This is a genomic window from Xanthomonas sp. NCPPB 1067 (assembly GCF_020783795.1).
GTDB lineage: Bacteria > Pseudomonadota > Gammaproteobacteria > Xanthomonadales > Xanthomonadaceae > Xanthomonas > Xanthomonas melonis.
This window is the reverse complement of record NZ_JAJGQG010000018.1, coordinates 1-26660: the sequence shown is the minus strand read 5'-3', so window position 1 is coordinate 26660 and position 26660 is coordinate 1. Positions and strand designations below refer to the sequence as shown.

Genomic DNA, 26660 nt, shown 5'->3' with positions numbered 1-26660 from the left:
CCGGCGCGGCCCCATATCCAGCCCATGTATTCCCGTAGCAGCGAACCCGTCCAGTTCGAACGCGATTGCGATGCCGTCATGGTGCCGCAGGGCGATTCGGTGACCCTGCCCGCAGGCAGTTACGGCTACATCACCCAGGCGCTGGGTGGCAGCTATACCGTGTTCGTCGAGGGCAATCTGTTCCGCATTGCCGGCAAGGACGGCGATGCGATCGGCAAGCAGGCCCCGCCCGGGCTGGAATTGCCGGACAATGCCAGCGACGAAGAAGTCGAAGCCTTGGTGTGGCAGCAACTGCGCACCTGTTTCGATCCGGAAATTCCATTCAACATCGTCGATCTGGGGCTGGTCTACGAGGCAGTGCTGGGCCATCGCGAGGAAGACGACCAGCGCCGGGTGGACGTCAAGATGACCCTCACCGCGCCTGGCTGCGGCATGGGTGAGATCCTGGTCGACGACGTGCGCAGCAAGCTGGAAATGATCCCGACCATTGCCGAGGCCGACGTGGAGCTGGTGTTCGACCCGCCGTGGGGCCGGCATATGATGTCCGAAGCGGCCCGTCTCGAGACCGGCATGCTCTGATCGTCACGCGCCATGTCACCCGATGTGGCGCTGCGTCCTTCCGCCCGCCATACAGGAATCTGCCGGTGTCCGTGTCCTTCGCTTCCACCCGTTCCCCGTCGCCCCGCACGGCCGACGAACTGTCCGTGATCCTGGCCGCGCCCGGCTTCGGGCTGCATTTCACCGATCACATGGTCGCCATCTCCTGGAACAGCGAGCAGGGCTGGCATGACGCGCAGGTGCGCGGTTACGGCCCGCTGCAGCTGGATCCGGCCGCATCGGTGCTGCACTACGGCCAGGAGATCTTCGAGGGCATCAAGGCCTACCGGCATGCCGACGGCTCGATCTGGACCTTCCGCCCGCAGGCCAACGGCGAGCGGCTGCAGCGCTCCGCGCGCCGTCTGGCGTTGCCGGAGCTGCCGGTGGACCTGTTCGTCGAATCGTTGCGCCAGCTGGTGGCGGTGGATGGCGGCTGGGTGCCGTCGGCACCGGAGACCAGCCTGTATTTCCGCCCCTTCATGATTGCCGACGAGGCCTTCCTGGGCGTGCGCGCTGCGCACAAGGCCTCGTACTACGTGATCGCCAGCCCGGCCGGCCCGTATTTCGCCAAGGGCGTGGCGCCGGTGTCGATCTGGTTGTCCACCGACTATGCGCGTGCGGCCAAGGGTGGGACCGGTGCGGCCAAGTGCGGCGGCAACTATGCCGCTTCGCTGCTGCCGCAGCAGAAGGCGCAGGCGCAAGGGTGCTCGCAGGTACTGTTCCTGGATCCGGTGGAAGGCAAGTACATCGAAGAGCTGGGCGGCATGAACGTGTTCCTGGTCTACCGGGACGGCACGCTGGTGACCCCGGAGCTGTCCGGCAGCATCCTGGAAGGCATCACCCGCGACAGCATCCTGCAGCTGGCGCGCGATCGCGGCATGCGCGTGGTCGAGCGCAAGGTGGCGATCGACGAGTGGAAACAGGGCGTGGCGTCCGGTGAGATTTCCGAGGTGTTCGCCTGTGGCACCGCCGCAGTGGTCACCCCGATCGGCGAACTCAAGGGCGATGGATTCGCGGTCGGCGATCTCGCCGCGCCGGCGGGCGAGGTCACCATGTCGCTGCGGCAAGAGCTGACCGATATCCAGTATGGGCGTGTCCCGGACCGCCATGGCTGGCTGGTGCGTCTGTCCTGAGCCGACACCCTGGCGACAAAAACAGGCCCCCGCGCGTCAGTGCGGGGGCTTTTTTTTGGCCTGCCCTGACCTGCTGTGCAGCAAAAACGACGCGGCGGCCGCCTCTGAATACGTCAAGCGGGCTGAACACAGCTGCGCTGTGTCACAAAAATGATATTTGGTTTCAAAAAATGCCAAATTCGTATTGTCCAGTTCGTTTCTGTTGCGGTAGGTTCGCTGAACGGATCGATAACAGGGGGCTCGATTCGGGGGCTCGGCACTGACCCAAGAGGGCACTGCCGGTTACACCGCTAAGGCGGTTCTCTTTGATTTGGAAGGGAATTCGATGTCGAACGAGTCGTTCCGCAAGCGCCGTCGCGCGCTCACCGTCGTCAGCGCCACTGCGCTCACCTCCCTGCTGCTGGCAACCCCGGCATTCGCCGGCGAGGTCTATCTGGATGGCCTGGCCAGCGCCTCGACCCATCAGAAGTTCATCGTGACCTACAAGGACGGCGCTACGGCGCTGGCCAATCCCACCGCCCTGAGCACCTCGCTGCGCACCGCCGCACGGGCGATGCCGGCCAAGGCCGGTAAGGCGCTGGGGCTGAATTCGGTCAGGCGCCTGGCGCTGGGGCCGGAACTGGTCAAGGCCGACCGCGCGCTGGACCGTGTCGAAGCCGAAGCGCTGATGCGCCAGCTGGCTGCCGATCCCAGCGTGCAGGCGGTGGAAGTGGATCAGATGCTGCATGCCACGCTGACGCCCAACGACGCGCGCCTGTCCGAGCAGTGGGCCTTCGGCACCACCAATGCCGGGCTCAACATCCGTTCGGCCTGGGACAAGTCCACCGGCGCCAACGTGGTAGTGGCCGTGATCGACACCGGCATCACCAGCCATCCCGACCTCAACGCCAATATCCTGCCCGGCTACGACTTCATCAGCGATGCCGCTGCCGCGCGCGACGGCAATGGCCGCGACAGCAATCCGGCCGACGAAGGCGACTGGAACTCGACCTCCGGATGTCCGGTTTCCAATTCCAGCTGGCACGGCACCCATGTCGCCGGCACGGTGGCGGCGGTGACCAACAACAGCGTCGGCGTGGCCGGCACCGCCTTCAATGCCAAGGTGGTCCCGGTGCGCGTGCTGGGCCGTTGCGGCGGCTCGCTGTCGGACATCTCCGATGCCATCATCTGGTCGTCCGGCGGCAGCGTCAGCGGCGTTCCGGCCAATCCCAATCCGGCAGAAGTCATCAACATGTCGCTGGGCGGCACCGGCGCCTGTTCGGTCACCATGCAGAACGCGATCAACGGCGCGGTCTCGCGCGGCACCACCGTGGTGGTGGCGGCCGGCAACAGTTCGGCCAACGTCTCCACCGCGTTGCCCGCCAACTGCAACAACGTGGTCGCCGTGGCTGCCACCACCTCGGCCGGTGCCAAGGCCAGCTACTCCAATTTCGGCGCAGGCATCGACGTCTCCGCGCCGGGTTCGGCGGTGCTGTCCACCCTCAACAGCGGTACCACCACGCCGGGCAGCGCCAGCTACGCGTCCTACAACGGCACCTCGATGGCAGCGCCGCATGTGGCCGGCGTGGTCGCCCTGGTGCAGTCGGTCGCTCCCACCGCACTGACGCCGGCGGCGGTGGAGACCCTGCTGAAGAACACCGCGCGCGCACTGCCGGGCGCGTGTTCGGGCGGGTGCGGCGCCGGCATCGTCAATGCCGATGCTGCGGTCGCCGCTGCGCTCAACGGTGGAGGTGGCGGCGGTGGCGGTGGCAATACGCTGACCAATGGCACCCCGGTCACCGGGCTGGCCGCGGCGGCGGGTGCGGAACTGAACTACACCATCGCCGTGCCGGCTGGCAGCGGCCCGCTGACCGTGGCGATCAGTGGCGGCACCGGCGATGCGGATCTGTACGTGCGTGCCGGAAGTGCGCCGACCGATACCGCCTATACCTGCCGTCCGTATCGCAGCGGCAACGCCGAAACCTGCAGCATCAGCGCGCCGTCGGGAACCTACTACGTACGCGTCAAGGCCTACAGCAGCTTCTCCGGCGTGACCCTGCGGGCCAGCTACTAAGCCCGTCGTCGCAACAGGGCGGTTCGCGCTCGCCGGTTCGTCCGGCAGGCGCGGATCGTTCGCCTTCCTTCTTCGCGATGTGCCGTCCACGCCTGTCGTCCCGACCGGCGCAGGCGTCGTCTTGCCGCCTGATCGGCCACCCCCGGCCAGGCATTGAACGGGCGTCATCGCCCACGCGCTTTCCGATCCGACCCGCAGTTGCGGCAAGGCTCGGCCACTCGCCGCGCTTGCGGCACCACAACCAAGAGAGAGGAACGATTCAATGTCCAATGTGTCGCAACGTCGCGCATCCGCGCGCGGCCTGGTCGTGCTGGGTGTTTCCGCGCTGACGTGCCTGTTGGCGGTGCCGGCGTTCGCCGGTCAGGTCAATCTTGCCGGATTGGAGTCGCAGCCCACGCTGGATCGCTTCATCGTCAAGTACAAGGACGGCTCCAGTGCTGCAGTCAGCCAGACCTCGATGCGCGCCTCGCTCAATTCCGTTGCCAGTGCAGTGCCGGCACGCGCCGGCCGCGCGCTGGGCCTGAATCACGTGCGCCGCACTGCGCTGGGTTCGGAGGTGCTCAAGACCGACCGTGGCCTGGACCGCGCCGAAGCCGAAACGCTGATGCGCCGCATCGCCGCCGACCCCAGCGTGGACTACGTGGAAGTGGACCAGATCATGTATCCGGTGCTGACCCCGAACGACACCCGTCTGTCCGAGCAGTGGGGCTTCGGTACGTCCGCCTCGAGCATCAACGTGCGTCCGGCCTGGGACACCGCCACCGGCAGCGGCGTGGTGGTGGCGGTGATCGACACCGGCATCACCAGCCATCCGGATCTCAACGCCAACGTGCTGCCCGGCTACGACTTCATCAGCGATGCGACGCGTGCGCGCGACAACAACGGCCGTGACAGCAACCCGGCCGATCAGGGCGACTGGACCACGGCCAATCAGTGCTTCTCCGGTTCGCCGGCGGCCAACTCCAGCTGGCACGGTACCCATGTTGCGGGCACCATCGCGGCGGTCACCAACAACAGCACCGGCGTGGCCGGCACCGCCTTCAATGCCCGCATCGTGCCGATCCGTGCGCTGGGCCGCTGCGGCGGGGCAACCTCGGATATCGTCGATGCCATCGTCTGGGCTTCCGGCGGTTCGGTGTCTGGCGTGCCCGCCAACGCCAATCCGGCCGAAGTGATCAACATGTCGCTGGGCGGCAGCGGCGCCTGTTCGAGCAGCTACCAGAACGCCATCAACTCGGCGGTGTCGCGCGGTACCACGGTGGTGGTGGCGGCGGGCAACAGCAATGCCAACGTGGCCAACTTCACTCCGGCCAGCTGCGCCAACGTGATCTCGGTGGCCTCGATCACCTCGGCTGGCGCGCGTTCGAGCTTCTCCAACTTCGGCGCCGGCATCGACATCTCCGGCCCGGGTTCGGCGATCCTGTCGACCTTGAACAGCGGCACCACCACCCCGGGCTCGGCCAGCTATGCCAGCTACAACGGCACCTCGATGGCGGCGCCGCACGTGGCCGGCGTGGTGGCACTGGTGCAGTCGGCGGCAAGCCGTCCGCTGAGCCCGGCGGCAGTGGAAACCCTGCTGAAGAACACCGCCCGTCCGCTGCCGGGCGCCTGCTCGGGCGGCTGCGGTGCCGGCATCGTCAACGCGGCGGGTGCGGTGAACCAGACCCCGTAACTGCTGCCATCGCCGCCCACCGACGGCGATGCCGCCGGCAACGGTGTCGGGCTGATCCCGACCGACCTGTCGGCGTTTCGAGTTTCACACTGCCCCGCCTCGGCGGGGCAGTGTGCGTTTGCGCACCAGCCATCGCAGCGCTGGCCAACGCGCCTGCCGATCGTCGCCTGAACGCTGCGCGCAGCAGCGCACCCAAGCTGCTTCAGACCCCTGGGGCGTTGCCGATAGCGCCGCATGAGGGGCCTGTGGGGCTGGCCGCCTCACGATCGGGCACGCGCCTCGCCCACGGCGTCGGCGCGTTGCCATTCATGTTGTCAGGTCCTTGGGGAAGGAGTTGATCCATGCCGCATCCATCGGTTGGCGCACTGCGCCATGCTGCGCTGCTCTGCGCACTGTCTTGCACGTTCCATGCCGTCGCCGGCGAGGTCGGCCTGCAGGGCCTGGCGTCCGGCACCACCCATCAGCGTTTCATCGTCAGCTACAAGGACCGGGTCGGCAGCAGCCGTGCGACCGGCCTGTCCACGTCCTGGAACGAGGTCGCACGCGCGGTACCGGCACGCCAGGGGCGAGCATTGGGCCTGGCCGCCACGCGCCGGCTCAGCACCGGCCCGGTGCTGCTGGTCGCCGACCGCAAGCTCGATCGCGTGGATGCGGAAAGCCTGATGCGGCGGCTCGCCGCCGACCCGGCGGTCAAGCGCGTGGAAGTGGATGTGCTGATGCGTCCCCTGCTGGTGCCCAACGACCCCGGCGTTGCGCAGCAGTGGGCGATGGGCACCGGTAACGCCGGTCTCAACATCCGCCCCGCCTGGGATCGTTCCACCGGCAAGGGCATCGTGGTGGCGGTGATCGATACTGGCATCACCGCGCATCCTGATCTGGCGGCCAATGTCCTGCCCGGTTACGACTTCATCACCGATCCGGCAACCGCCCGCGACGGTAATGCCCGTGACGCGAACGCAGCCGACCAGGGCGACTGGACGGCCGCGAACGAATGCGGTCCCGGGGCGTCCGCGTCCAGCTCCAGTTGGCATGGCACGCATGTAGCCGGCATCGTCGCGGCCGTCGGCAACAACGGCAATGGCGTGGTCGGTACCGCCTTCAATGCCAGGCTGCTGCCGCTGCGGGTGCTGGGCAGGTGCGGTGGCTACATGTCCGATATCGCCGATGCCATCGTCTGGGCCTCGGGGGGGAAAGTGACCGGCGTGCCGGCCAATCCGAATCCGGCCACGGTGATCAATCTGTCGCTGGGCGGCTACGGCAGTTGCTCGGCGACGATGAGTAACGCCATTGCCGCCGCGGTGACGCGTGGCAGTTCGGTGGTGGTGGCTGCCGGGAACAGCAACATGGACGTTTCCACCAGCGTTCCGGCCAACTGCCCGAACGTGATCGCAGTGGCCGCCACCACCTCGGCCGGCGCGAAGGCCAGCTTCTCCAACTATGGCAAAGGGGTGGATATTGCGGCGCCGGGGCAGGCCATCGTCTCTACGCTCAACAGCGGCACCACGGTACCGGGTAATGCGGCGTACGCGAGCTACAGCGGGACTTCGATGGCCGCACCGCACGTGGCGGGGGTGGTGGCATTGATGCAATCGGTGGCCTTGAACCCGCTCACGCCTGCAACGGTGGAGGCCTTGCTCAAGAGCAGCGCGCGGCCCTTGCCGGTTGCCTGTGCGCAGGGATGCGGCGCGGGGCTGGTCAACGCCGACGGGGCGCTGGCGGCGGTGATCGCCGCGAATACGCTGGCCCGCAACGTGGCGCGCGCCGGGCTGAGCGCAGCGCAGTCCGATGCGCTGTACTACCAGATCACCGTGCCGGCCGGGACGCGCGCGTTGAAGGTGGCGCTCAACGGCGGCAGCGGCAATGCGGATCTGTCGGTGCGGGCCGGCGCCTTGCCCAGCGACAGCGCCTACAGCTGTCGCAGCGTGCTGCCCGGCAATACCGACAGTTGCACGCTGAGCATGCCGGCCGCAGGCACCTACTACGTGCGGCTGAAGGCGACGCTGGCGTTTTCGGGAGTCAGTGTCACCGCAACGTACTGAGCGTCGCTGCTGCAATCCTGAGGAGCAGGGGGAATCCTGCCTGCCGCGTCGCCATCGGGCCGACGCGGCAGGTGTGCGGAATCGGTGTGGATCGCGCGTGCGCACCGCTTCCTGCGCACGCTTTGCACTGCCCGAGGCTTGCCAGTCGGCCGCTCCGACCACCGCGCAGCTGCGTCGCCGCCCGCGTGCCGCGCACGACCGCCAGCGGTTCACTCGCAGAGCTCGCAGGCCTGCGCAGCCAGGGCTTGCAACAACTGGGCAGCAGGCAATTCCAGCAGCAGGCCGCGCTGGCCGGCGTTGATCCACAGCGCGGGCGCGTCCAGGGCCGTGGCTTCCACCAGCACCGGCACTTGCCGTTGCTGGCCGAGCGGGCTGATGCCGCCCACCTTGTAGCCGGTGCGGCGCTCGGCGTCGGCCACGTCCATCATGCGGGCGGACTTGCCGCCCCGCGCGCTGGCGAGTCTCTTCAGCGACAGGCGCCGGTCGCAGGGAATCACCACGCACACCGCCTGGTCGTCGACCCAGGCCATCAGGCTTTTCAGCACCGTCTGCGGCGCCAGCCCCAGCGCGGTTGCCGCCTGCAGGCCCTTGGCGTCGGCATCGGCCTGGTAGTCGTAAGGATGCAGCACGTACGCCACGCCAGCCGCGTCCAGGGCGCGGGTGGCACGGGTCGCCCTGCTCATCGCCTCAGACCGACTCGAAGCGGTTGGCGGCCACGTTCTTGCGCACCTTCTCCGGGTTCCAGATGCGCCCGTTCATGGCGATGTAGACGCCGGCCGGCAAGGATTGCACGGCACCCACTGCGCAGCCGATGTTGAATTCCGCATCCGAGCCGCGAAAGCGTGCCGGGTTCAGCGCGCCGGTCATCACGATGGTCTTGTCGGAAATCGACTGCAGCACCTTGCCGGTGTCCACCATCGAATCGGTACCGTGGGTGATCAGCACGTGGCGGGTGGGCTGGGCGGCGATGGTGGCGCGGATCAGCTCGCGGTCGGCATCGGTGATATGCAGCGAATCCTTGCGGATGATGGGAATCACCGAGAAGCGGAAGGTCACGCCCAGCTCCTTGAGGATCTGGCCGATCTGCGGGTCGCCGATCTGGTAGTCCGATTTGTCGTCGAAGTAGATCTTGTCGATCGTGCCACCGGTGGTGACGATCAGGAGGTCTTCCATTGTTGCCAATCCTGTAGGGCCAGCGCGGTGCAGGCCGCGCGAGGGCCGTCATGATACCGCCCGCCTGCGATGCTGGCAGTGCGCGCATTGCGGCAGGCAGGGCAGGGACGGCGAAAGCCTGCGCCCACGTGCGGCGGTAGGCGGCGTGCGGCCGGGCACCGCTGTTGGCGAAAGCCGGTGCCTGCACGGTACGCCGGTCAGCGCGCCCTGCGCCTGCCGCCGAAGCGCGCGGCCACACCAGGCCCGCTGACCAGCCCGATCACCAGCAATGCCAGCAGCAGTTCCAGCCAGGCCAGCCCGCGTGCGTCGGGTTGGCTCCAGGCGGCCATCACGCCGTGGCTGAACCAGCCCAGCGCGAACACGCCTGCCCAGAAACGGGCGCGTGCGCTGCGCACCGCCAGCGCGCCCATCAGCGCCGGTGGCAGCGCGAATACCAGCAGGGCCGCAGTGCGGTGCGCATCGTCGTGGAACCAGATCACGAACAGCGCTGCCAGCGCGAGCAAGGCGGCCGCCAGCGACCAGTGCACTGCGCGCGGTGTCATGCGGCGGTCAGCCGCCGCGCGATGTCGGCCACCCGGCGACCGAGCGCGCGTGCCAACAGGGCCTCGTCTTCGCTCGGTTGCGGGTCGCCGGCCGCGCCGGAGACATGGCTGGCCCCATACGGTGTACCGCCGCTGGTGGTGTGGCTGAGCGCGGCCTCGGTGAACGGGATGCCCACGATCAGGCAGCCGTGGTGCAGCAGCGGCAGGTGCATCGACAGCAAGGTGGATTCCTGCCCGCCATGCATCGAGGCGGTCGAGGTGAATACCGCCGCCGGCTTGCCCGCCAGCGTGCCGCTGGCCCAGTCGGCGCCCAGGCTGTCGAGGAAGTGCTTCATCGGCGCGGCCATGTTGCCGAAGCGGGTGGGGCTGCCCAGCAGCAGGCCGCTGCATTCGGCCAGATCGGCACGGTCCACATAGGGCGCGCCTTCGTCCGGCACCGGCGGCGCGCTGGTCTGGGTGACCGCGGCCACCGGCGGCACCGTACGCAAACGCGCGCTCGTGCCGGGCACCTCGCCGATGCCGCGCGCGATCTGCCGCGCCAGCCGCGCCACCGAACCGCCACGGCTGTAGTACAGCACCAGAATCTCCGCCATCGTGTTCCTGCCGACTGTGTGAGTTGCCGCAGTATCGGCCAAGCCGCCGCCTTGCTGCACGCCGCGGCTGCGGCAAGGCCGCGACGACGGCGCATCGGGTACCCTTGCGCGATGGCGCGTGTGAACAAACTCCACCAATGGAAAGAACGTCTGCACGACCGCGCGCGGACGGCGAGCTTCGGGCGCTTCCTGTGGCACCGCTTCCTGGACGATCGCCTGTTCCAGGCCGCAGCGTCGCTGGCCTACACCACGGTGTTCGCGCTGGTGCCGCTGGCGATCGTGGTGTTCGGCGTGCTGTCGGCGTTTCCCGCCTTCAACGAGTGGAAGGACGCGCTGACCGACTTCATCTTCAACAACTTCGTGCCTGGCGCAGCGCGTTCGGTGCAGAACTATCTCAACCGCTCGCTGGAAGACCTGGGCAAGTTCACCGTGGCCGGCATGATCGCCCTGGTGGCGTCGCTGCTGATCACCCTGCACAGCATCGAGCAGACCTTCAACAGCATCTGGCGGGTGGCCGCCGCCCGGCCCAAGGTGACGCGGTTCCTGATCTACTGGACGGTGCTGACCCTGGGCACGATGCTGGCCGCCGCCTCGATGGCGATGGCCGCCTACGTGTTCGCGCTGCCGCTGTTCCGCACCACCGAAGGCCAGTGGCTGGCCCAGTTCGCCTGGCGACTGGCGCCGATGGCGGTGGAATTCGTCTGCATCGTGTTGATCTACCGCGTGGTACCCCAGCATGCGGTGCGCCTGCGGCATGCGCTGCCCGGCGCGCTGCTGGCGGTGATCCTGATGGAAATCGTCAAGTGGGGCTTCGGCTTCTATCTCGGCAATTTCCAGACCTATCAGCGCATCTATGGCGCGTTGTCGGCACTGCCGATCCTGCTGCTGTGGATCTATCTGAGCTGGGTGTCGGTGCTGCTGGGCGCCTCGCTGGCCTCGTCGATGTCGGCGTTCCGCTACCAGCCCGAAGCCATGCGCCTGCCGCCGGGCTTCGAGATCTACGGCCTGCTGCGCCTGCTGGGTCGCTTCCGCCAGGCACGCATCCACGGCGAAGGTCTGGACGAGGACCGCATCCTCGCGCTGGAGCCCATGCTCACCGATACGGTGATGCAGGAGCTGCTGTGCGAGCTCAAGCGCATCCGCCTGCTGCGCCGCGACGAGCGCGGGCAGTGGCTGCTGGCGCGCGATCTGGACGTGGTGCCGTTGGCCGAGCTCTACGAAAGCTGCCAGTTGCGCGTACCGGTCGAAGACCGCCCGCTACCGTGTCGCGACGACGCTTATGGCCAGGCGGCGGCCGCGGCGCTGGATCGCTTGCGCGAGCCGCTGCGCAGCGTGCTGACGCAGCCGGTCGGCGATTTCTACACTCATCTTCCAGGAGATCCTGCATGACTGTGCGTCTTGTGCGCAGCGCCTGCGCGCTGCTGTTGCCGCTGCTGTTGCTGACCGCCTGCAAGCCCGGTGGCGAGGGCGCGCCTGCTGGCGGCGCTGCCAGCGCACCGGCAGCCTCCACCGCGCCGCCCGATCAGCCTGCCGCTGGGCAGGCGGGTGCGGCCAATGCATCGGTGGTGCAGCAGACCGCCGAAATGCCCAGGCTGTCGTTGCCCACCGTGTCCGGCGAGACCTACGACCTGGCCGCGCACCGCGGCCAGTGGGTGGTGGTCAACTTCTGGGCCACCTGGTGCGCACCGTGCCTGAAGGAGATGCCGGAGCTGTCGGCGCTGCATACCATGCGCGACACCATCGAAGTGGTGGGCCTGGCCTACGAAGACATCACCACGGCCGACATGCAGGCGTTCCTGAAGGACCATCCGGTCTCCTACCCGGTGGCCATCCTCGACCCCTATCAGCCCCCGCAGGACTTCGCCACCCCGCGCGGCTTGCCGATGACCTACCTGATCGGCCCGGACGGCAAGGTCGCCAAACAGTTCCTCGGTCCGGTCACCGCGCGCGAGATCGAAACGGCCGTCGGCATCACCGGCAAGGCCGGCTGATGCATTCCGCGCGCTTCGTGGTCGGCGGCGTGGTGCAGGGCGTGTGGTATCGCGCCTCCACCCGCGAGCAGGCCCTGGCGCTCGGTCTGCGCGGGCATGCGCGCAACCAGGCCGATGGCAGCGTGGAGGTTGTCGCGGCCGGCAACGCAGCGGCACTGGACGCACTGGAGCGCTGGCTGTGGCAGGGCCCGCCAGCGGCCTCCGTCTCGGTGCTGCGCACGCCGTGCCCGGTCCCGCCGTCTGAAGACTTTGTGACTGGCTGAGCGCTGACCGGTGCAGTGAGGGCAACAGAGTTGGGGCGACTCGCCGATAACCCTGTCAACGCGATCAGGCGTTCAGGGGAATGTAATGGCCGCTCCATCTCAGGATCACTCTCACGGGCACGACCTGCCTGCCAATGGCATCGCGCGCGTGCTGGCGCAGTGGGGGCCGTGGCTCTATCTGGGCGCATTGGTCGGCATTGGCTGGCTGTTGTTCCAGCAGCCGCAGACGCGGGTGTTGCAACCCGGGCAGGCCGCCGCCGGCTGGTTGCTGGCATGGACCTTCGGCGGCATTGCGATCGGTGCGCTGCTGTGGAGCCTGCGCCTGGCACGCCGTGGCCTGGGTCAGCCGACGGCGAGCTACTTGATGTCGGCGCGTCTGCCCGAGTCGTGGACGCAGGCCTACGCGGCCCTGCTGCGCCCGGCGCCTGCGGCGCCGGCTGGCCCGGTCAGGCCCGATCCGGCCGGCACCCAGCGTGGTGCAGCCTGGCACCGTTTTGGCGGCGGCATGCTCAGCGTAGACAGCTTCGATCCCGACGACGCCGACCGCGCGCCATGGGATGCCCTGGATGCTCAGGCCTGCATCGCGCGCCTGGACGATGCGCGCAGCGCCTGGCAAAACGCCAGCGCCAACCGTGCGTTGCAACAGGAGCGCCGCTACTGGCTGGACGTGGTGCTGTCGCTGCTCGATCACGGCGTGATGCGCCCGCTGCAGGATGGCTACCTGCCCGATACCGCGGCGCTGCGGACCGAACGCTTCCTGCTCGGTGCCGATGCCGGCCCGGCCGTGCTGGCCGAGGTGCCGGCCCTGTTCGCGCGGCGCCTGGCGCTGGCCATCGCCGCCATGCCCGCCGCGCAGCGCGAAACCGCCAGTGTGCAATGGCGCCTGTTGCAGCAACTGCATGCATTGGTGGCCGAAAGCCGCATGCTGGACGAACGTTCGCAGGTGATCCAGGTGCTGGCCTGGAACCCTGACGTGGACCTGGACCAGGTCGAAGTGGCCTACATCCTGGCTGCCGAGTACCGCCACGGCATGCGCGACTGGTTGCGCCGCGCCGCCCTGGTGCGCCTGCCCGACAGCGCCCTGCGGCTGGACGAGCTGTTGCTGGCCTCGTGCAGCCCGCTCGGTGCGCAGGCCGACGATGTGGATTACATGGAAGCGATGCGTCCGCTGCACGGTGGCTTCATGCAGTTGTTCGGCCATCGCCTGAGCCAGTTGGTGCTGCAGGCCGAGCAGGCCGAGCGCCAGGCTGGCCTGCATCCGTTGCCGCGCGCCGCTGCGGCCAGCGACGAAGTCTCTCAGGACTGGCCGGCGTAATCGTCGATCGGTTCCAGCACGCCATAGCGTTCCCGCTGCGGCTTGCCGGGCAGGGGCGGCAGCGGTATTGGCTCCTCGGGCACCGACGTGTCCGGGAGCCTGTCCAGCAGATCGCGGATCAGGCTCAGCCGGCCGCGTTTCTGGTCGTTGAAATCCACCAGCGTCCACGGCGCGTCCGGCGTATGGGTCGCCTCGAGCATGCGCTCGCGTGCGGCGGTGTAGTCGTCGTACTTCGCGCGCGACTGCAGATCCACCGGCGACAGCTTCCAGCCCTTGAGCGGGTTCTCATGGCGCTCGGCAAAGCGCGCTTCCTGCTCGGCCTGGTCCACGCACAACCAATACTTGAACAGCAGGATGCCGTCGTCGACCAGCATCTGTTCGAAGCGTGGCGCCTGCTCCAGGAACGCCACGTATTGCGCATCGGCGCAGTAGCCCATCACCCGTTCAACGCCGGCGCGGTTGTACCAGCTGCGATCCATCAGCACCAACTCGCCGCCGGCCGGCAGATGCGTCACGTAACGCTGGAAGTACCACTGCGTGCTTTCGCGGTCGCTGGGTTTGGGCAGCGCCACCACCCGGCATTGCCGTGGATTGAGGTGGCTGGCGATGGTCTGGATCACGCCGCCCTTGCCGGCGGTGTCGCGGCCCTCCACCAACACCAGCGCACGCTGGTTGGTGTGGCGCAGCCAGCGCGCCATGCCCACCAGTTCCAGTTGCAGCGGTGCCAGCAGTTTCTTGTAGGCCTTGCGTTTGAGGTGCGGCATGCGCGATCCAGCAACGGTGGAAAGCGCGCAGGCTATTGCCCCAGGCGTGGACGCAGTGTCGCCAGGTTGCAGGGTTTGGTGCGCGCATCCAGTTGCGCGCGCACGATCTTTTCCCAGGCGGTGCGGCAGGCCGAGGTGGAGCCGGGCAGGCAGAACACGAAGCTATGATTGGCCAGCCCCGCGAACGCACGCGACTGCAGCGACGAGGTGCCGATTTCATCGACGCTGACGGCGCGGAACATCTCGCCGAAGCCGGGCATCAGTTTGTCCAGCAGTGGGGTGATCGCCTCCGGCGTGCTGTCACGCCCGGTGAAACCGGTGCCGCCGGTGACCAGGATGCCGTCGACCTGCGCATCGGCGATCCAGGCCGACACGATCGCACGCATGCGGTAGCGATCGTCCGGACACAGCGCACGCTCGTGCAGCACATGGCCTTCCCGGGTGAGCGCCTCGGTGAGGTAATCGCCGGAGCGATCGTCGGCCAGGGTGCGGCTGTCGGATACGGTCAGCACGCACAGGCGCAACGGAATGAAGTCGAGATTGGAAGGCATGTGCGCAGCCTAGCGAGCCTGGGTGGCCGGGTACAGCGTTGTGGTGTGAATTTGAGGGACGCCAAGCGGTCGACATCGAACAAGGCCGCAATTCGATCAATGTTGGGCTTCGATCAGTGCTGGAAACATCGGGCGTCAGCCATCCCGCGCTGCGACGTTCACCTCTCCTGCGGGGCGAAAAGGCATAGCTTTGCGCGCCACTGGCGCGCGTGCCTTGGAGCGCCCGCGCCGCAAGCGCGGGCTGGGGCGCGGAGCGGGGGGGTGAGGGTACGGGCGAAGCCTCAATGGCAACACCGCCCTTTACATCCCCAACCAACCACGCTCCCGCGCCATCGCCTGCAACAGGGCCGCAAGATCGTCCGCAAATCCATCCATATCGAAAACGCCGCTGCGCTGTCGTTGCTCGGCAAGATGCGCGCGTACCTCAGCCAGCAGGTCCGGATCGTTCGCCAGCTCGATGGCTTTGGCCACGAACGCCGCGTCATCGGCCACATTCATCTCATCCAGACCCAGATGATGATTGAGGCTGCCGGCCACGCGCGCAGCGAAGGTCTCGCCCGGCGTGGTCAGCACCGGGCAGCCTGCCCATAGCGCATCGGAGGCGGTGGTGTGGGCGTTGTACGGGTGCGTGTCCAGGAACAGATCCGCATGCCGGTAGCGCGCCAGATACTGTGGATGGGGCAGTTTCGGCATGAACAACAGGCGCTGCGGGTCCACGCCCTGCGCCTGTGCCACCGCACGCAAGCGCGCGTCGGCCCCGCCCGGGCCGGACAGCAGCCAGAGCACGCTGCCAGGCACCGCGCGCAACACCGCCAGCAGGCGCGTCATGCTGCGCGGATTGAGCTTGTAGCTGTTGTTGAAGCAGCACAGCACCACGCCGCGCTCGGGCAAGCCGCATTCCGCGCGCGAGGGCGGCTCGGCCACCGTGCGCGAGGTGTCCGATGGTTGGAACACGCGTGGCAGGCGCAGCACCTGCTCGCTGTAGAACGGCGCCAGCGAGGGTGGCAATGCGAACGCGTCGCCCAGCACATGGTCCATCCATGGCGCACCCGAGGTGCCGGGATAGGCCAGCCAGTTGATCTGCACCGGCGCCGGCCGCAGCGCGAACACTTCCGGGCGCCCGCCGCCGCCCCAGCCGCGCAGATCGAACAACAGGTCGATGCCCTGCGCGCGGATGTGGCGGGCGGTGTCCACGTGGCCCAGCGCGGTCACTTCGTGCAGCGTGACGGCCTGCGCCAGGCGCGCCCGGATCTCGCTCCCGTCGTCGGGGCTGGTGGCGAACAGGTGCACGTGCAGGTCCGGCTGGCGGCGCTGCAGCGCCTCGAACAGCGCCACCGTCAGCAGCCCGGTGGGGTGCGCCCCGAAGCCATTGGAGACGAAGCCGATCCGCAGCGCTCCCTGGCCGCGCACCGCCACCGGCGGCAGTGGCTGCAGCATCGCCGCGATGGCCTGCGCCCGCGTTCTCGCGCAGGCCAGTTGCTCGGCCGCGCTCGCGTCTTCGCTCAGGAACGCGAACGGCTCCACTGCCGCAGCGCCTTGCGCCACGGCGGCCCGCACCTGCGTGGACAGCGCTTCCAGATCGCGCCAGTCGCACAGGCGGCGGCGCCAGTTCAGCAACTGCGCAGCGATATAGGGTTCGTCGGGAAGCAGCCGGTATGCGCGCGTGTAGGCGGTTGCGGCCTGCTCCGGCTGGCCGGCGTCCTCCAGCGCATGGCCCAGCCAGAGCGCGATGCCTGGATGCTGCGGTACCAGGTCGGAGGCCTGTTGCAACAGGTGCGCCGCCTCGGCGTGCCGCGCCTGCGCCCAGCGCACGCGTCCCAGCCGCGCGATCGCTTCCGGGTGACCTGGCTGCAGCACCAGTGCGCGTTGCACGGCCTGCTCACCTGCGGCGGTGGCGCCCATGTCGAGCTCGGCATCGGCCAGCATCAACCAGGCCACCAGATCGCCGGGCTGGCGCCGCGCCGCCTCGCGCAACTGCAGCAGCTCGCGCGGAACCGCGGCGTTCATGGGGTCTCGCTCAACCGCGCCAGTTCGTCGGCCTGATGCTCATGGACCAGCCGGCCGATCAGGGCATCCAGATCGCCTTCGATGATGTTGGGCAGGTCGTACAGGGTCAGTCCGTCCACGCGATGATCGGTGATGCGACCCTGCGGAAAGCTGTAGGTGCGGATGCGTTGGCTGCGGTCGCCGCTGCCCACCTGCAGTTTGCGTGTCTGCGCTTCGGCGGCGGCGGCCTTGCTGCGCTCGGTCTCCAGCAACTGCGCCTTGAGCCGCTTCATCGCCTTGTCGCGGTTGGCATGCTGGCTGCGCTCGGTCTGGCATTCCACCACCACGCCGCTGGGCAGGTGGGTGATGCGGATCGCCGATTCGGTCTTGTTGACGTGCTGGCCGCCGGCGCCGGAAGAGCGAAACGTATCCACCTTCAGCTCGGCCGGATTGATCGCGATCTCTTCCACGTCATCGGCTTCGGGGATGATCGCCACCGTGGCGGCCGAGGTGTGGATACGGCCCTGCGATTCGGTCGCCGGCACGCGCTGCACGCGGTGGGTGCCGGATTCGAACTTCAGCCGCGAATACGCGCCGCGCCCGACCACGCGCGCCACCACTTCCTTGTAGCCGCCGTGCTCGCCGGGGCTGTCCGACTCGATCTCGACCTTCCAGCCCTGGCGTTCGGCATAGCGCGCGTACATACGAAACAGGTCGCCGGCGAAGATCGCCGCTTCGTCCCCGCCGGTGCCGGCGCGCACTTCCAGAAACAGGTTGCCGTCGTCGCGTGGGTCGCGCGGTACCAGCAGCAGCGCCAGTTGCGCATCCAGTTCTTCCAGGCGCGCCTGCGCGGCGGCGATTTCTTCCTCGGCCAGCTCGCGCATTTCCGGGTCGTTGCGCATGGCTTCGGCCGCGCTCAGGTCGGCCTTGGCGCGCGCTTCGTCTTGCAGTGCCACCGCTACCGGCTCCAGCTGCGACAGTTCGCGCGAGAGGGTACGGAACCTGTCGTTGTTGCCCACCACCTCCGGGTCGGACAACAGGTGCTGCAGTTCTTCGCGGCGCTCGGCCAGCGCTTCGAGCTTACGGCGCAGGGTCGGCGTCATCGGTCCTCACGATCGGGGTAGCTCCAGGGGGATGTTGGTAACCGGGGCTTTCCGGAAACAGCCGTTCGGCTGCGCTGGTCAGTTCCAGGTCGTTGTTGAGTGCCGCCTCGCGCAAGGCCGCGGTCGGCGGATGCAGCAGGCGGTTGGTCAGCGCATTCGCCAGTTGCTCCAGCACTTCGTCGGCCGGCTTGCCGTTATGCAACTGCTGACGCGCCTTGGCCAGCAAGTCGTCGCGGGTACGGTCGCCGAAGGCGCGCAGTCGCTTGAGCGGGGCCTGGCGCGCAGTGGCCTGCACGGTTTCGACATAGCGTGCCACCTGCAGGTCAATGATGGCCTCGGCCTGGTCGGCTGCCTCGCGGCGGCTGCGGCGGTTGTCTTCGACCGCGCGTTCCAGGTCGTCCACCGTGTACAGGTAGGCATCGCCCAGCTCCGCCACCGACGCTTCGATATCGCGCGGCACCGCCAGGTCGAACAACAGCATCGGCTTGCGTTTGCGTAAGCGCAGCGCCTGTTCCACCTGTGTCCGCGTCACCACCGGCTCGCGCGCGGCGGTGGCCGAGAACACGACATCGGCCTCGGCCAGATGGCGTTCCAGGTCGGTCAGCGGCAGCGCATAGCCGCCATGCTGGCCGGCCAGGGTCTGCGCATGGGCCAGGGTGCGGTTGGCGATCAGCAGGCGGCGCACGCGGCCTTCGCTCAGGTGTCTGGCGGCCAGTTCGATGGTTTCGCCGGCGCCGACCAGCAGTACGGTCGATTCGTTGAGCCGGGCGAACGATTCCTGCGCCAGCCGCACGGCAGTGGATGCCACCGACACCGGATTGGCGCCGACACGGGTATCGGTGCGCGCGCGCTTGGCCACCGAAAACGTCTGCTGGAACAGGCGATCCAGGCCGCTGCCCAGCGCGCCGTGCGCCCGCGCCACCGCCCAGGCATCCTTTACCTGGCCCAGGATCTGCGGCTCGCCCAGCACCATCGAGTCCAGCCCGGTGGCGACCCGAAACAGGTGGCGCACCGCCTCGGCTTCCTGATGCTGGTACAGGTGGCCGCTCAGGCCCGGCGCGTGGGCATCCAGCCAGCTGGCCAGTGTCCGGGCATCGTCCGCCAGTGCATACAGCTCGGTGCGGTTGCAGGTGGACAGCAGCGCGGCTTCGCGCACCTGCGGCAAGGCGCGCAAGGATTCGAGCGCGCGCGGCAGTGCGTCCCCTGCGAACGCTGCGCGTTCGCGCAGGTCCACAGGTGCGGTCTGGTGATTCAGTCCGAGCACCCACAACGTCATTGTTCAGTTGCTTGCGATAAGCTGGCGGCCATTCAGGGCCCCATTTTACGGCCCGGTTGCCCCCGATGCCTGTACCGATTCGCATCCTGTGTGTTCTTTTGCTGGCCGCAGCCTCCGCCAGCGCCACCGCAGCAGCAAAAAAAGCCACGCCTGCGCCCGTGGCCGGCAACACCTCCAGCGCTGCGCTGGAGCCGGTGCTGGCCGGTGAGTTCGCCCTGCAGGCCGGCCAGCTGGACGATGCCGCGCGCGCCTACCTCGACGCCGCCAGGGCCGAAGCCGGAGATGCCGGACTGGCCGAACGTGCCGCCCGCATCGCCATGCTGGCCAATGACGACCCGCGCGCCATCGAAGCCCTGGCGCTGTGGCGTGCCCGCGCGCCCTCGTCGCTGTCCATGCGCAGCACCGAGGCCTCGCTGGCCCTGCGCCGCAACGACCTGCGCACCGCGCGCCGCGATCTGCTCGGTCTGCTCAAGGAGCCGGATCCGCGTGGCTGGCGCTTCGCGCTGATCGCCCTGGCCAATGGCGGGCGCGAGCCGGAAGCCTCCGCCGACGTGCTTGAAGACCTGGTCAAGGCCGGCGCCATCCCCAACCAGATCGAAGCCTGGCAGGAGTTCGGCCGGCTCGCGCTGCGCATGGAGCGCCCGGCGCTGGCCAAGCGCATCGTCGATGAGGTGGTGCGGCGCTTCCCCGAAGAGCCGCGCGTGGCCTTGTTGCATGCCACGCAGCTGCAGCAGGAGGGCAAGAACGACGAGGCCCTGGCGCTGCTGAAGAATGTCGAGCCGCAGGCGGTCAAGGATTCCGAGCTGCGTGGCGCGCTGGCTTTCGCCTATGACGCCATGGGGCAGACCGAGGCCGCCGCGCGGGTCCTGTCCACCGGGCCGCAGGACACCCAGACCTACGGCCTGCGTGCCTCCATGCTGGCCAAGGAAAAAGACCGCAGCGCGCTGGAGGCGCTGTATGGCGAGCTCAAGGGCAATGCGACCAAGCCGGACCCGGATCGCCGCCTGCTGCTCGGCAAGATCGCCGAGTTCCTCAAGCGCTACGACGAGGCGGTGGAGTGGTACCGCGGTGTGCCCGGCGGCCCGCAGCTGAGCGAAGCGCGGCTGCGTACCGCGAGCGCCTTGTACGAACTGGGGCGCAAGCCCGAGGCGTTGGCGGAAGCGCGCGCGCTGCAGGGCGATGCCAGTGCCGACGACGATGCCCGTCGCGATGCCTATGTGCTGGAAGCCGAACTGCAGCAGCGTGCCGGCGATGCGCCGGGCGAGCTGGAGGCCTTCGAACGCGGCCTGGCCGCGTATCCGGACGACGGCGCGCTGCTCTATGCCCGCGGGCTGGCCTGGGAGAGGCGCGACGACGTGCCGCGCGCCGAGGCCGACCTGCGCAAGATCTTGGTCGCCGAACCCGAGAACGTCGCAGCGCTGAACGCGCTGGGCTACACCCTGGCCGACCGCACCACCCGCTACAAGGAGGCGCTGGCGCTGATCGACCGCGCCCGCACCGCAGACCCGGACAATCCGGCCATCGTCGATAGCTATGGCTGGGTGCTCTACCGCATGGGCCGGACCAAGGAGGCACTGGTGCAACTGCGTCGTGCCTGGGCGCTGACCAAGGATCCGGAGATCGCCGCGCACGTGGGCGAAGTGCTGTGGGTCAGTGGCAAACAGGACGAGGCGCGGCGTTACTTCGACGAAGCCCGCCGGCTGGATCCGGACAACCGTGCCCTGCAACGCGCGATCGAGAAGTTCGGTCCATGAAGGGATCCATCCGCACGCTGGCCCTGAGTGGGCTGGTGCTCGCCGGGCTGTCCGCGTGTGTCAGCGTGCCGCGCGGGCAGGGCACGGGTGCGTCGGTCGTCGAGCAGGTCTCGCAGCAGGCACGCCAGGCCGAAGTTGCGCGGCAGGCCTGGTTGCAGGCGCATCCGCAGTGGTCCTTCCAGGGGCGGGTGGCGATCAGCAGGGAGCGCGATGGGGGGAGCGGTCGTATCGACTGGCAGCAGGATGGCCCGCGTTATCGCGTGCAGCTCAGTGCGCCGGTGACCCGGCAGAGCTGGGTGCTCAGCGGCGACACCACCACCGGAGCGGGACGCATCGAAGGCCTGGAGGGCGGCCCGCGCAGCGGCCCCGATGCCGAGCAGGTGCTGCGCGACGCCACCGGCTGGACCATCCCGGTCAACCAGATGCCCGACTGGGTGCGCGCGCTACGGCTCGCCGAGCCCGCCGCGCAGCGCGTGGATCTGGATGCCGCAGGACGTCCGCGCACCGTGCAACAGGATGGCTGGACCATCGATTTCCTGGCCTGGGCGCCGGCCGGCGACGGCCAGCCCGAGCTGCCGCAGCGCATCGAGGCCCGCAACGGCAGCGCCAAGGTCCGCCTGCTGGTCGACCGCTGGACGGTCTCGCCCTGATGGATGCACTGGACGGCTGGTCGGCCTGGCCCGCACCGGCCAAGCTGAATCTGTTTCTGCAGATCACCGGACGCCGCGCCGATGGGTATCACCTGCTGCAGACGGTGTTCCGGCTATTGGCCTGGGGGGACACCATTCATCTTCGTGTGCGCAATGACGGCCTGATCCGGCGTGTCGGGGAAAGTTTGCCCGGCGTGGCCGAAGACGACGATCTGGTGATCCGCGCCGCCCGCCTGCTGCAAACGGCCGCCACTGCGCAGGCCGGCGCCGAGATCCGGGTCGACAAGCGCATCCCGGCCGGCGGCGGATTCGGTGGCGGTTCCTCGGATGCGGCGACCGTGCTGGTGGCGCTCAACGCCTTGTGGGGCCTCCGATTGCCGGTCGATACGCTGGCCGAACTCGGCCTGCAGCTGGGCGCGGATGTGCCGGTCTTCGTGCGGGGTCGCAACGCCTGGGCCGAGGGGGTGGGCGAGCGGCTGACCCCGATGGCGCTCGCCGAGGCCGCCTATGTGCTGGTGGATCCCGGCGTTCACGTGCCCACGCCGGCCCTATTTCAGTCGCGGGAATTGACGCGGGATGCTGCGCCCGCGAAAATAGCGGACTTCGCTTCCGGTTCTCTGCTCGACAATGCGTTCGAGCCGGTCCTGCGGCGCCGCGAACCTGCCGTCGAGGCCGTGTTCCAGGCGCTGTCCAGGATCGGAACGCCACGCTTGACCGGGTCGGGAAGCGGCTGTTTCGTCGAATTCGCCACGCGCGCTGCTGCAGAGCAGGCACTGGCGAGGTTGCCGGGCGGCCTGCGGGCGTGGGTGGCGGAGGGTGCAGCGCACTCGCCGTTGCTCGACGCACTGGACGCGTTACAGGTTTGATGCAGGGGCGTCGCCAAGAGGCCCAAGGCACCAGGTTTTGATCCTGGCATTCGTAGGTTCGAATCCTACCGCCCCTGCCACTATTGATGCAGATCCCTCTGCAAGAGCCGCACATGCAGATCCCTCTGCAAGATCCCGCACATCCATGTGCGGGGATTTAACGAAAGGCCCGGCGTTTGTCCGGCCTTGTTCCGCTCCACCATCGTCCGTACGCTCGCCGCCGCCGCCCGAGAGATCCCATGCAAGATCAACGCAACCTGCTGGTGTTCTCCGGCAATGCCAACAAGCCGCTTGCCCAGAGCATCTGCAAGGAACTGGGTCTGCGCATGGGTAAGGCGCTGGTCACGCGGTTCTCCGATGGCGAAGTGCAGGTCGAGATCGAAGAAAGCGTGCGACGGCAGGAAGTGTTCGTCATCCAGCCGACCTGTGCGCCCAGCGCCGAGAACCTGATGGAACTGCTGGTGCTGATCGACGCGCTCAAGCGCGCCAGCGCCGCCTCGGTCACCGCAGTGATTCCGTATTTCGGGTACTCGCGCCAGGACCGCCGCATGCGCTCCTCGCGCGTGCCGATCACCGCCAAGGTCGCGGCCAAGATGATCTGCGCGATGGAGGCCGACCGCGTGCTGACGGTCGACCTGCATGCCGACCAGATCCAGGGCTTCTTCGACGTGCCGGTCGACAACGTGTATGCCTCGCCGCTGCTGCTGGCCGACATCTGGCGCGCCTATGGCACCGACAACCTGATCGTGGTGTCGCCGGACGTGGGTGGCGTGGTGCGCGCACGCGCGGTCGCCAAGCGCCTGGACGACGCCGACCTGGCCATCATCGACAAGCGCCGTCCGCGCGCCAACGTGGCCACGGTGATGAACATCATCGGCGACGTGCAGGGCAAGACCTGCGTGCTGGTGGACGATCTGGTCGACACCGCCGGCACCCTGTGCGCCGCCGCCGCAGCGCTCAAGCAGCGCGGTGCGCTCAAGGTGGTGGCCTATATCACCCATCCGGTGCTGTCCGGCCCGGCCGTGGACAACATCACCAATTCCCAACTCGACGAGCTGGTGGTCACCGACACGATCCCACTGAGCGCGGCCGCACGCACATGCCCGAAGATCCGGCAGTTGAGCGTGGCCGAGCTGCTGGCCGAAACCATCCGCCGTATCGCATTCGGCGAGTCGGTCAGTTCGCTCTACGTCGACTAGAACCCCATTCGGCGTCCGCATCCCGCGGGTGCCGGTATACGTCTCTCCTGGTCGCGGGTGAGACGCTCCATCGCCGCGAGGCGGTATTCCAATCTAGGTAGTGAAACAACATGGCAAAGACTCACGAAATCAAGGTCGAGCGCCGCGCAGACGAGGGGAAGGGTGCGAGCCGCCGCCTGCGTCACGCTGGCGTCATTCCGGCCATCGTCTACGGTGGCGATCTGGAGCCGGTCAGCATCCAGCTCAACCATGAGCAGATCTGGCTCGCCCAGCAGAACGAGTGGTTCTACTCGTCGATCCTGGACCTGAACCTCAATGGCGACGTGCAGCAGGTGCTGCTGCGTGACATGCAGCGCCATCCGTTCAAGCAGCTGATCATGCACATCGACTTCCAGCGCGTCAGCGCCAACGAGAAACTCAGCGCGTCCGTGCCGCTGCACTTCATCAACGAAGCCAGCTCGCCGGCCGGCAAGTCGAGCGAAGTGGTCGTCACCCATGAGCTCAACGAAGTTCAGGTGGTCTGCCTGCCGAAGGACCTGCCTGAGTTCATCGAAGTGGACCTGGGCGCCCTGGAAGTGGGCACCGTGATCCACCTGTCCGAGATCAAGCTGCCGGCCGGTGTGGAAATTCCCGAACTGAAGCTGGGCAAGGAACACGACGTTGCGGTGGTTGCCGCCAAGCACGTGCGTGTCGAGGAAGACGACGCTGCCGGCGAAGAAGGCAGCGAAGGCGCCGAGACCAAGTAATCCGTCGGCCGGTTCCCCGCATGCTGCGGGGAATCGGCTGCGGCGACTGGCATGTCTGCACTTCGTCTGATCGTCGGGCTGGGAAACCCCGGCCCGGAACACGCGCAAACCCGGCATAACGCCGGGTTTCGTTTCGTCGATGCCCTCGTCGAGCGCAGCGGCGCCCGCTGGGCACTGGACAGCAAGCTGTTCGGCGAGACGGCCAGGGTCGATATCGCGGGGCAGTCGGTCTGGCTGCTCAAGCCGGCCACCTTCATGAATATCAGTGGCAAGTCGATCACCGCCGCGCTGCGGTTCTGGAAGATCGAGCCGGAACACCTGCTTGTCGCACATGACGAGCTGGATCTGGCGCCGGGCACGGCGCGGCTCAAGTTCGACGGCGGTCACGGCGGCCAGAACGGCCTGCGCGACACCATTCGCCTGCTCGGGCATGGCAGGTTTCACCGTCTGCGCGTTGGCATCGGCCATCCCGGTCACAAGGACCGCGTGGTGCCGTGGGTGCTGGGGCGGGCGGGGCGCGAGGACGATGCGGCGATCGGCGCGGCAGTGGATGCCGCCATCGATGTGCTGCCGCTGGCAATGGATGGCAATTTCAACGAGGCGATGAAGCGCCTGCATACCAGCAGGGGCGCGTGATTGGGGATTGGGGATTCGCGGCCAGGCGTCGCGACGAATCCCCAATCCCGAATCCCGAATCCCGGATGTGACCCATGGGTATCAAATGCGGCATCGTCGGCCTGCCCAATGTCGGCAAGTCGACCCTGTTCAACGCGCTGACCAAGGCGGGCATCGCTGCGGCCAACTTTCCGTTCTGCACGATCGAGCCGAATGTCGGCATCGTGCCGGTGCCGGATCCGCGCCTCAACCAGCTGGCCGAGATCGTCAAGCCGCAGAAGCTGATTCCCACCGCGGTCGAGTTCGTCGACATCGCCGGCCTGGTGGCGGGCGCGGCCAGTGGCGAAGGCCTGGGCAACAAATTCCTGGCGCACATTCGCGAAGTCGACGCGATCACCCACGTGGTGCGTTGCTTCGAGAACGACGACGTCATCCACGTCAACAACAAGGTCGACCCCATCGCCGATATCGAAACCATCGATACCGAACTGGCGCTGGCCGATCTCGATAGCGTGGAAAAGGCGCTCAATCGCGCCGAACGCAGCGCCAAGGGCGGCGACAAGGACGCGGCGGCACGCAAGCCGGTGCTGGCCAAGCTGCAGGCTGCACTGGCCGAGGGCAAGTCGGGCCGCGCGGCCGGCCTGGACGAGGAGGAGAAGGCACTGGTGCGCGATCTGTTCCTGCTGACGCTCAAGCCGGTGATGTACATCGCCAACGTGCTCGAAGACGGTTTCGAGAACAATCCCCATCTGGACGCAGTGCGCGCGCATGCCGCGGCCGAAGGTGCGGAAGTGGTGCCGGTCTCGGCCGCCATCGAGGAGGAGCTCTCCCAGCTGGACGACGAGGACCGCGACACGTTCCTCGCCGACCTCGGTCTGGACGAGCCTGGCCTGAATCGCGTGATCCGGGCGGCATACACGCTGCTGGGTCTGCAAACCTACTTCACTGCCGGCGTCAAGGAAGTGCGTGCGTGGACGGTCAAGGCCGGTTCCACCGCGCCGCAAGCCGCGGCGGTGATCCACACCGATTTCGAGAAGGGCTTCATTCGCGCCGAGACGATCGGCTTCGACGACTTCATCAAGTATCGCGGCGAAGCCGGCGCTCGCGATGCGGGTCGTCTGCGTCTGGAGGGCAAGGAGTATCGCGTCCAGGAAGGTGATGTCCTGCACTTCCGTTTCAATGTCTGATCGGCTGTGCGCGGCAGCGGATGCCGCGCGCATTCAGTCGTGACGATTTTTCGAAATTCTTGTTGACACGGGGCGTGGCCCACAACAGAATAACGGGCTGCTTCACCCCGAACCGAAATCGCCACGCGGCGGCGCGGTCCGGTTGTAAAAGCTGGAGGGATACCCAAGCGGCCAACGGGGGCAGACTGTAAATCTGCTGGCTTACGCCTTCGGTGGTTCGAATCCACCTCCCTCCACCAGTTTCACGTTGTGGCATGCAGTTCCCGGCGCGGGAGTAGTTCAACGGTAGAACCTCAGCCTTCCAAGCTGATGGTGCGGGTTCGATTCCCGTCTCCCGCTCCATTGAACGCAAATGCATGGCATAATGCAAAACTCGCTCACGTAGCTCAGTCGGTAGAGCACCTCCTTGGTAAGGAGGAGGTCGAAGGTTCGATTCCTTTCGTGAGCACCATTACTCAATCGTCTTCAACTCCAAACGATTACCGAGACACGCACCCATGGCAAAAGCTAAATTTGAGCGCACCAAGCCGCACGTGAACGTCGGCACCATCGGTCACGTCGACCATGGCAAGACCACGTTGACAGCTGCGCT

The 26660-nt window shown here is 67.7% G+C and carries 26 protein-coding genes and 4 tRNA genes; 21 read left to right on the top strand and 9 right to left on the bottom strand.

Annotated features, from left to right (window positions below):
• Window positions 1-24 precede the first annotated feature (24 nt).
• From sufT to LL962_RS13930, 5 genes are all read left to right on the top strand, one after another.
• Window positions 25-579, top strand: a complete 555-nt coding sequence (sufT, locus tag LL962_RS13950; RefSeq protein ID WP_228317342.1) for a putative Fe-S cluster assembly protein SufT — start codon at window positions 25-27, stop codon at window positions 577-579.
• Between the two features lie 65 nt (window positions 580-644).
• Window positions 645-1730 (top strand): branched-chain amino acid aminotransferase, encoded by a 1086-nt coding sequence (locus LL962_RS13945; RefSeq protein ID WP_228317341.1) that lies wholly within the window; start codon window positions 645-647, stop codon window positions 1728-1730.
• Between the two features lie 325 nt (window positions 1731-2055).
• Window positions 2056-3783 (top strand): S8 family peptidase, encoded by a 1728-nt coding sequence (locus LL962_RS13940; protein WP_228317340.1) that lies wholly within the window; start codon window positions 2056-2058, stop codon window positions 3781-3783.
• Between the two features lie 262 nt (window positions 3784-4045).
• Window positions 4046-5455 carry a S8 family peptidase gene (locus LL962_RS13935; RefSeq protein ID WP_228317339.1) on the top strand — a complete coding sequence of 470 codons (1410 nt, stop codon included), beginning with the start codon at window positions 4046-4048 and terminating at the stop codon, window positions 5453-5455.
• A gap of 341 nt (window positions 5456-5796) precedes the next feature.
• Window positions 5797-7494, top strand: coding sequence for a S8 family peptidase (locus LL962_RS13930; RefSeq protein WP_228317338.1), 1698 nt, complete (start codon window positions 5797-5799; stop codon window positions 7492-7494).
• 209 nt (window positions 7495-7703) lie between these two features.
• Here LL962_RS13930 and ybaK read toward each other — a convergent pair whose 3' ends face one another.
• The 4 genes from ybaK to wrbA all read right to left on the bottom strand — a co-directional run bounded on the left by ybaK (window position 7704) and on the right by wrbA (window position 9862).
• Window positions 7704-8177: a Cys-tRNA(Pro) deacylase gene (gene ybaK / locus LL962_RS13925; RefSeq protein WP_228317337.1), complete on the bottom strand. Its 474-nt coding sequence runs from the start codon at window positions 8175-8177 to the stop codon at window positions 7704-7706.
• Window positions 8178-8181: 4 nt separating this feature from the next.
• Entirely contained in the window at window positions 8182-8667 is a 486-nt protein-coding gene (locus tag LL962_RS13920; RefSeq protein ID WP_228317336.1) for an asparaginase domain-containing protein, read from the bottom strand.
• 197 nt (window positions 8668-8864) lie between these two features.
• Complete coding sequence (locus LL962_RS13915; RefSeq protein WP_228317335.1) at window positions 8865-9209, bottom strand: DUF2069 domain-containing protein; 345 nt, start codon at window positions 9207-9209, stop codon at window positions 8865-8867.
• The gene (wrbA, locus tag LL962_RS13910) at window positions 9206-9862 is read right to left on the bottom strand and encodes an NAD(P)H:quinone oxidoreductase (protein WP_208621375.1); all 657 of its coding nucleotides are present in this window, start codon (window positions 9860-9862) and stop codon (window positions 9206-9208) included. Before wrbA ends, LL962_RS13915 begins: the two co-directional genes overlap by 4 nt.
• 51 nt (window positions 9863-9913) lie before the next feature.
• On the opposite strand from wrbA, the gene LL962_RS13905 reads away from it, so the two are divergent.
• The 4 genes from LL962_RS13905 to LL962_RS13890 all read left to right on the top strand — a co-directional run bounded on the left by LL962_RS13905 (window position 9914) and on the right by LL962_RS13890 (window position 13371).
• Window positions 9914-11191, top strand: a complete 1278-nt coding sequence (locus tag LL962_RS13905; protein ID WP_104584685.1) for a YihY family inner membrane protein — start codon at window positions 9914-9916, stop codon at window positions 11189-11191.
• Window positions 11188-11793 (top strand): TlpA family protein disulfide reductase, encoded by a 606-nt coding sequence (locus LL962_RS13900; RefSeq protein ID WP_104584683.1) that lies wholly within the window; start codon window positions 11188-11190, stop codon window positions 11791-11793. Before LL962_RS13905 ends, LL962_RS13900 begins: the two co-directional genes overlap by 4 nt.
• Entirely contained in the window at window positions 11793-12056 is a 264-nt protein-coding gene (locus LL962_RS13895; RefSeq protein WP_228317334.1) for an acylphosphatase, read from the top strand. The genes LL962_RS13900 and LL962_RS13895 overlap by 1 nt, the downstream gene beginning before the upstream one ends.
• Window positions 12057-12141: 85 nt before the next feature.
• Complete coding sequence (locus LL962_RS13890) at window positions 12142-13371, top strand: hypothetical protein (protein WP_228317333.1); 1230 nt, start codon at window positions 12142-12144, stop codon at window positions 13369-13371.
• Here the strand turns inward: LL962_RS13890 and ppk2 are convergent.
• From ppk2 to hemA, 5 genes are all read right to left on the bottom strand, one after another.
• Window positions 13353-14135: a polyphosphate kinase 2 gene (gene ppk2, locus LL962_RS13885; RefSeq protein ID WP_228317332.1), complete on the bottom strand. Its 783-nt coding sequence runs from the start codon at window positions 14133-14135 to the stop codon at window positions 13353-13355. The genes LL962_RS13890 and ppk2 overlap by 19 nt on opposite strands.
• Window positions 14136-14167: 32 nt before the next feature.
• Window positions 14168-14686, bottom strand: coding sequence for a molybdenum cofactor biosynthesis protein B (gene moaB, locus LL962_RS13880; protein WP_104584676.1), 519 nt, complete (start codon window positions 14684-14686; stop codon window positions 14168-14170).
• 300 nt (window positions 14687-14986) lie between these two features.
• Window positions 14987-16693: an O-linked N-acetylglucosamine transferase, SPINDLY family protein gene (locus LL962_RS13875; RefSeq protein WP_228317331.1), complete on the bottom strand. Its 1707-nt coding sequence runs from the start codon at window positions 16691-16693 to the stop codon at window positions 14987-14989.
• Window positions 16690-17775: a peptide chain release factor 1 gene (gene prfA, locus LL962_RS13870; protein ID WP_228317330.1), complete on the bottom strand. Its 1086-nt coding sequence runs from the start codon at window positions 17773-17775 to the stop codon at window positions 16690-16692. Before prfA ends, LL962_RS13875 begins: the two co-directional genes overlap by 4 nt.
• Window positions 17753-19051 carry a glutamyl-tRNA reductase gene (hemA, locus tag LL962_RS13865; RefSeq protein ID WP_228317329.1) on the bottom strand — a complete coding sequence of 433 codons (1299 nt, stop codon included), beginning with the start codon at window positions 19049-19051 and terminating at the stop codon, window positions 17753-17755. Before hemA ends, prfA begins: the two co-directional genes overlap by 23 nt.
• Before the next feature lie 65 nt (window positions 19052-19116).
• On the opposite strand from hemA, the gene LL962_RS13860 reads away from it, so the two are divergent.
• From LL962_RS13860 to LL962_RS13805, 12 genes are all read left to right on the top strand, one after another.
• The gene (locus LL962_RS13860) at window positions 19117-20805 is read left to right on the top strand and encodes a tetratricopeptide repeat protein (RefSeq protein WP_228317328.1); all 1689 of its coding nucleotides are present in this window, start codon (window positions 19117-19119) and stop codon (window positions 20803-20805) included.
• Window positions 20802-21455 carry a lipoprotein insertase outer membrane protein LolB gene (gene lolB, locus LL962_RS13855; RefSeq protein WP_228317327.1) on the top strand — a complete coding sequence of 218 codons (654 nt, stop codon included), beginning with the start codon at window positions 20802-20804 and terminating at the stop codon, window positions 21453-21455. The genes LL962_RS13860 and lolB overlap by 4 nt, the downstream gene beginning before the upstream one ends.
• Entirely contained in the window at window positions 21437-22321 is an 885-nt protein-coding gene (ispE, locus tag LL962_RS13850) for a 4-(cytidine 5'-diphospho)-2-C-methyl-D-erythritol kinase (RefSeq protein WP_104585549.1), read from the top strand. The genes lolB and ispE overlap by 19 nt, the downstream gene beginning before the upstream one ends.
• A gap of 3 nt (window positions 22322-22324) precedes the next feature.
• Window positions 22325-22401, top strand: a tRNA-Gln gene (locus tag LL962_RS13845).
• Between the two features lie 159 nt (window positions 22402-22560).
• A complete protein-coding gene (locus tag LL962_RS13840; protein ID WP_104584667.1) occupies window positions 22561-23520 on the top strand; it encodes a ribose-phosphate diphosphokinase in 960 nt (319 codons plus the stop codon).
• 110 nt (window positions 23521-23630) lie between these two features.
• On the top strand, window positions 23631-24266 hold the full coding sequence (locus LL962_RS13835) for a 50S ribosomal protein L25/general stress protein Ctc (protein ID WP_228317326.1): 636 nt from the start codon (window positions 23631-23633) through the stop codon (window positions 24264-24266).
• A gap of 51 nt (window positions 24267-24317) precedes the next feature.
• Window positions 24318-24902 (top strand): aminoacyl-tRNA hydrolase, encoded by a 585-nt coding sequence (gene pth, locus LL962_RS13830; RefSeq protein ID WP_228317325.1) that lies wholly within the window; start codon window positions 24318-24320, stop codon window positions 24900-24902.
• A 74-nt stretch (window positions 24903-24976) separates the two neighbouring features.
• Window positions 24977-26068: a redox-regulated ATPase YchF gene (gene ychF / locus LL962_RS13825; RefSeq protein WP_104584662.1), complete on the top strand. Its 1092-nt coding sequence runs from the start codon at window positions 24977-24979 to the stop codon at window positions 26066-26068.
• A gap of 153 nt (window positions 26069-26221) precedes the next feature.
• A tRNA-Tyr gene (locus tag LL962_RS13820) sits at window positions 26222-26307 on the top strand.
• A 29-nt stretch (window positions 26308-26336) separates the two neighbouring features.
• Window positions 26337-26410, top strand: a tRNA-Gly gene (locus tag LL962_RS13815).
• 33 nt (window positions 26411-26443) lie between these two features.
• A tRNA-Thr gene (locus LL962_RS13810) sits at window positions 26444-26519 on the top strand.
• Window positions 26520-26565: 46 nt separating this feature from the next.
• On the top strand, window positions 26566-26660 hold a 95-nt coding region (locus LL962_RS13805), incomplete at its 3' end, for a GTP-binding protein (protein WP_033013367.1).

What these genes read in the sequence shown, in the direction of transcription:
- sufT (WP_228317342.1), top strand. Translation starts at nt 25, where the DNA reads ATGTATTCCCGTAGCAGCGAACCCGTCCAGTTCGAACGCGATTGCGAT.
- LL962_RS13940 (WP_228317340.1), top strand. Translation starts at nt 2,056, where the DNA reads ATGTCGAACGAGTCGTTCCGCAAGCGCCGTCGCGCGCTCACCGTCGTC.
- LL962_RS13935 (WP_228317339.1), top strand. Translation starts at nt 4,046, where the DNA reads ATGTCCAATGTGTCGCAACGTCGCGCATCCGCGCGCGGCCTGGTCGTG.
- LL962_RS13930 (WP_228317338.1), top strand. Translation starts at nt 5,797, where the DNA reads ATGCCGCATCCATCGGTTGGCGCACTGCGCCATGCTGCGCTGCTCTGC.
- ybaK (WP_228317337.1), bottom strand. Translation starts at nt 8,177, where the DNA reads ATGAGCAGGGCGACCCGTGCCACCCGCGCCCTGGACGCGGCTGGCGTG.
- LL962_RS13920 (WP_228317336.1), bottom strand. Translation starts at nt 8,667, where the DNA reads ATGGAAGACCTCCTGATCGTCACCACCGGTGGCACGATCGACAAGATC.
- LL962_RS13915 (WP_228317335.1), bottom strand. Translation starts at nt 9,209, where the DNA reads ATGACACCGCGCGCAGTGCACTGGTCGCTGGCGGCCGCCTTGCTCGCG.
- LL962_RS13905 (WP_104584685.1), top strand. Translation starts at nt 9,914, where the DNA reads ATGGCGCGTGTGAACAAACTCCACCAATGGAAAGAACGTCTGCACGAC.
- LL962_RS13900 (WP_104584683.1), top strand. Translation starts at nt 11,188, where the DNA reads ATGACTGTGCGTCTTGTGCGCAGCGCCTGCGCGCTGCTGTTGCCGCTG.
- LL962_RS13895 (WP_228317334.1), top strand. Translation starts at nt 11,793, where the DNA reads ATGCATTCCGCGCGCTTCGTGGTCGGCGGCGTGGTGCAGGGCGTGTGG.
- LL962_RS13890 (WP_228317333.1), top strand. Translation starts at nt 12,142, where the DNA reads ATGGCCGCTCCATCTCAGGATCACTCTCACGGGCACGACCTGCCTGCC.
- ppk2 (WP_228317332.1), bottom strand. Translation starts at nt 14,135, where the DNA reads ATGCCGCACCTCAAACGCAAGGCCTACAAGAAACTGCTGGCACCGCTG.
- moaB (WP_104584676.1), bottom strand. Translation starts at nt 14,686, where the DNA reads ATGCCTTCCAATCTCGACTTCATTCCGTTGCGCCTGTGCGTGCTGACC.
- LL962_RS13875 (WP_228317331.1), bottom strand. Translation starts at nt 16,693, where the DNA reads ATGAACGCCGCGGTTCCGCGCGAGCTGCTGCAGTTGCGCGAGGCGGCG.
- prfA (WP_228317330.1), bottom strand. Translation starts at nt 17,775, where the DNA reads ATGACGCCGACCCTGCGCCGTAAGCTCGAAGCGCTGGCCGAGCGCCGC.
- hemA (WP_228317329.1), bottom strand. Translation starts at nt 19,051, where the DNA reads ATGACGTTGTGGGTGCTCGGACTGAATCACCAGACCGCACCTGTGGAC.
- LL962_RS13860 (WP_228317328.1), top strand. Translation starts at nt 19,117, where the DNA reads ATGCCTGTACCGATTCGCATCCTGTGTGTTCTTTTGCTGGCCGCAGCC.
- lolB (WP_228317327.1), top strand. Translation starts at nt 20,802, where the DNA reads ATGAAGGGATCCATCCGCACGCTGGCCCTGAGTGGGCTGGTGCTCGCC.
- LL962_RS13840 (WP_104584667.1), top strand. Translation starts at nt 22,561, where the DNA reads ATGCAAGATCAACGCAACCTGCTGGTGTTCTCCGGCAATGCCAACAAG.
- LL962_RS13835 (WP_228317326.1), top strand. Translation starts at nt 23,631, where the DNA reads ATGGCAAAGACTCACGAAATCAAGGTCGAGCGCCGCGCAGACGAGGGG.
- pth (WP_228317325.1), top strand. Translation starts at nt 24,318, where the DNA reads ATGTCTGCACTTCGTCTGATCGTCGGGCTGGGAAACCCCGGCCCGGAA.
- ychF (WP_104584662.1), top strand. Translation starts at nt 24,977, where the DNA reads ATGGGTATCAAATGCGGCATCGTCGGCCTGCCCAATGTCGGCAAGTCG.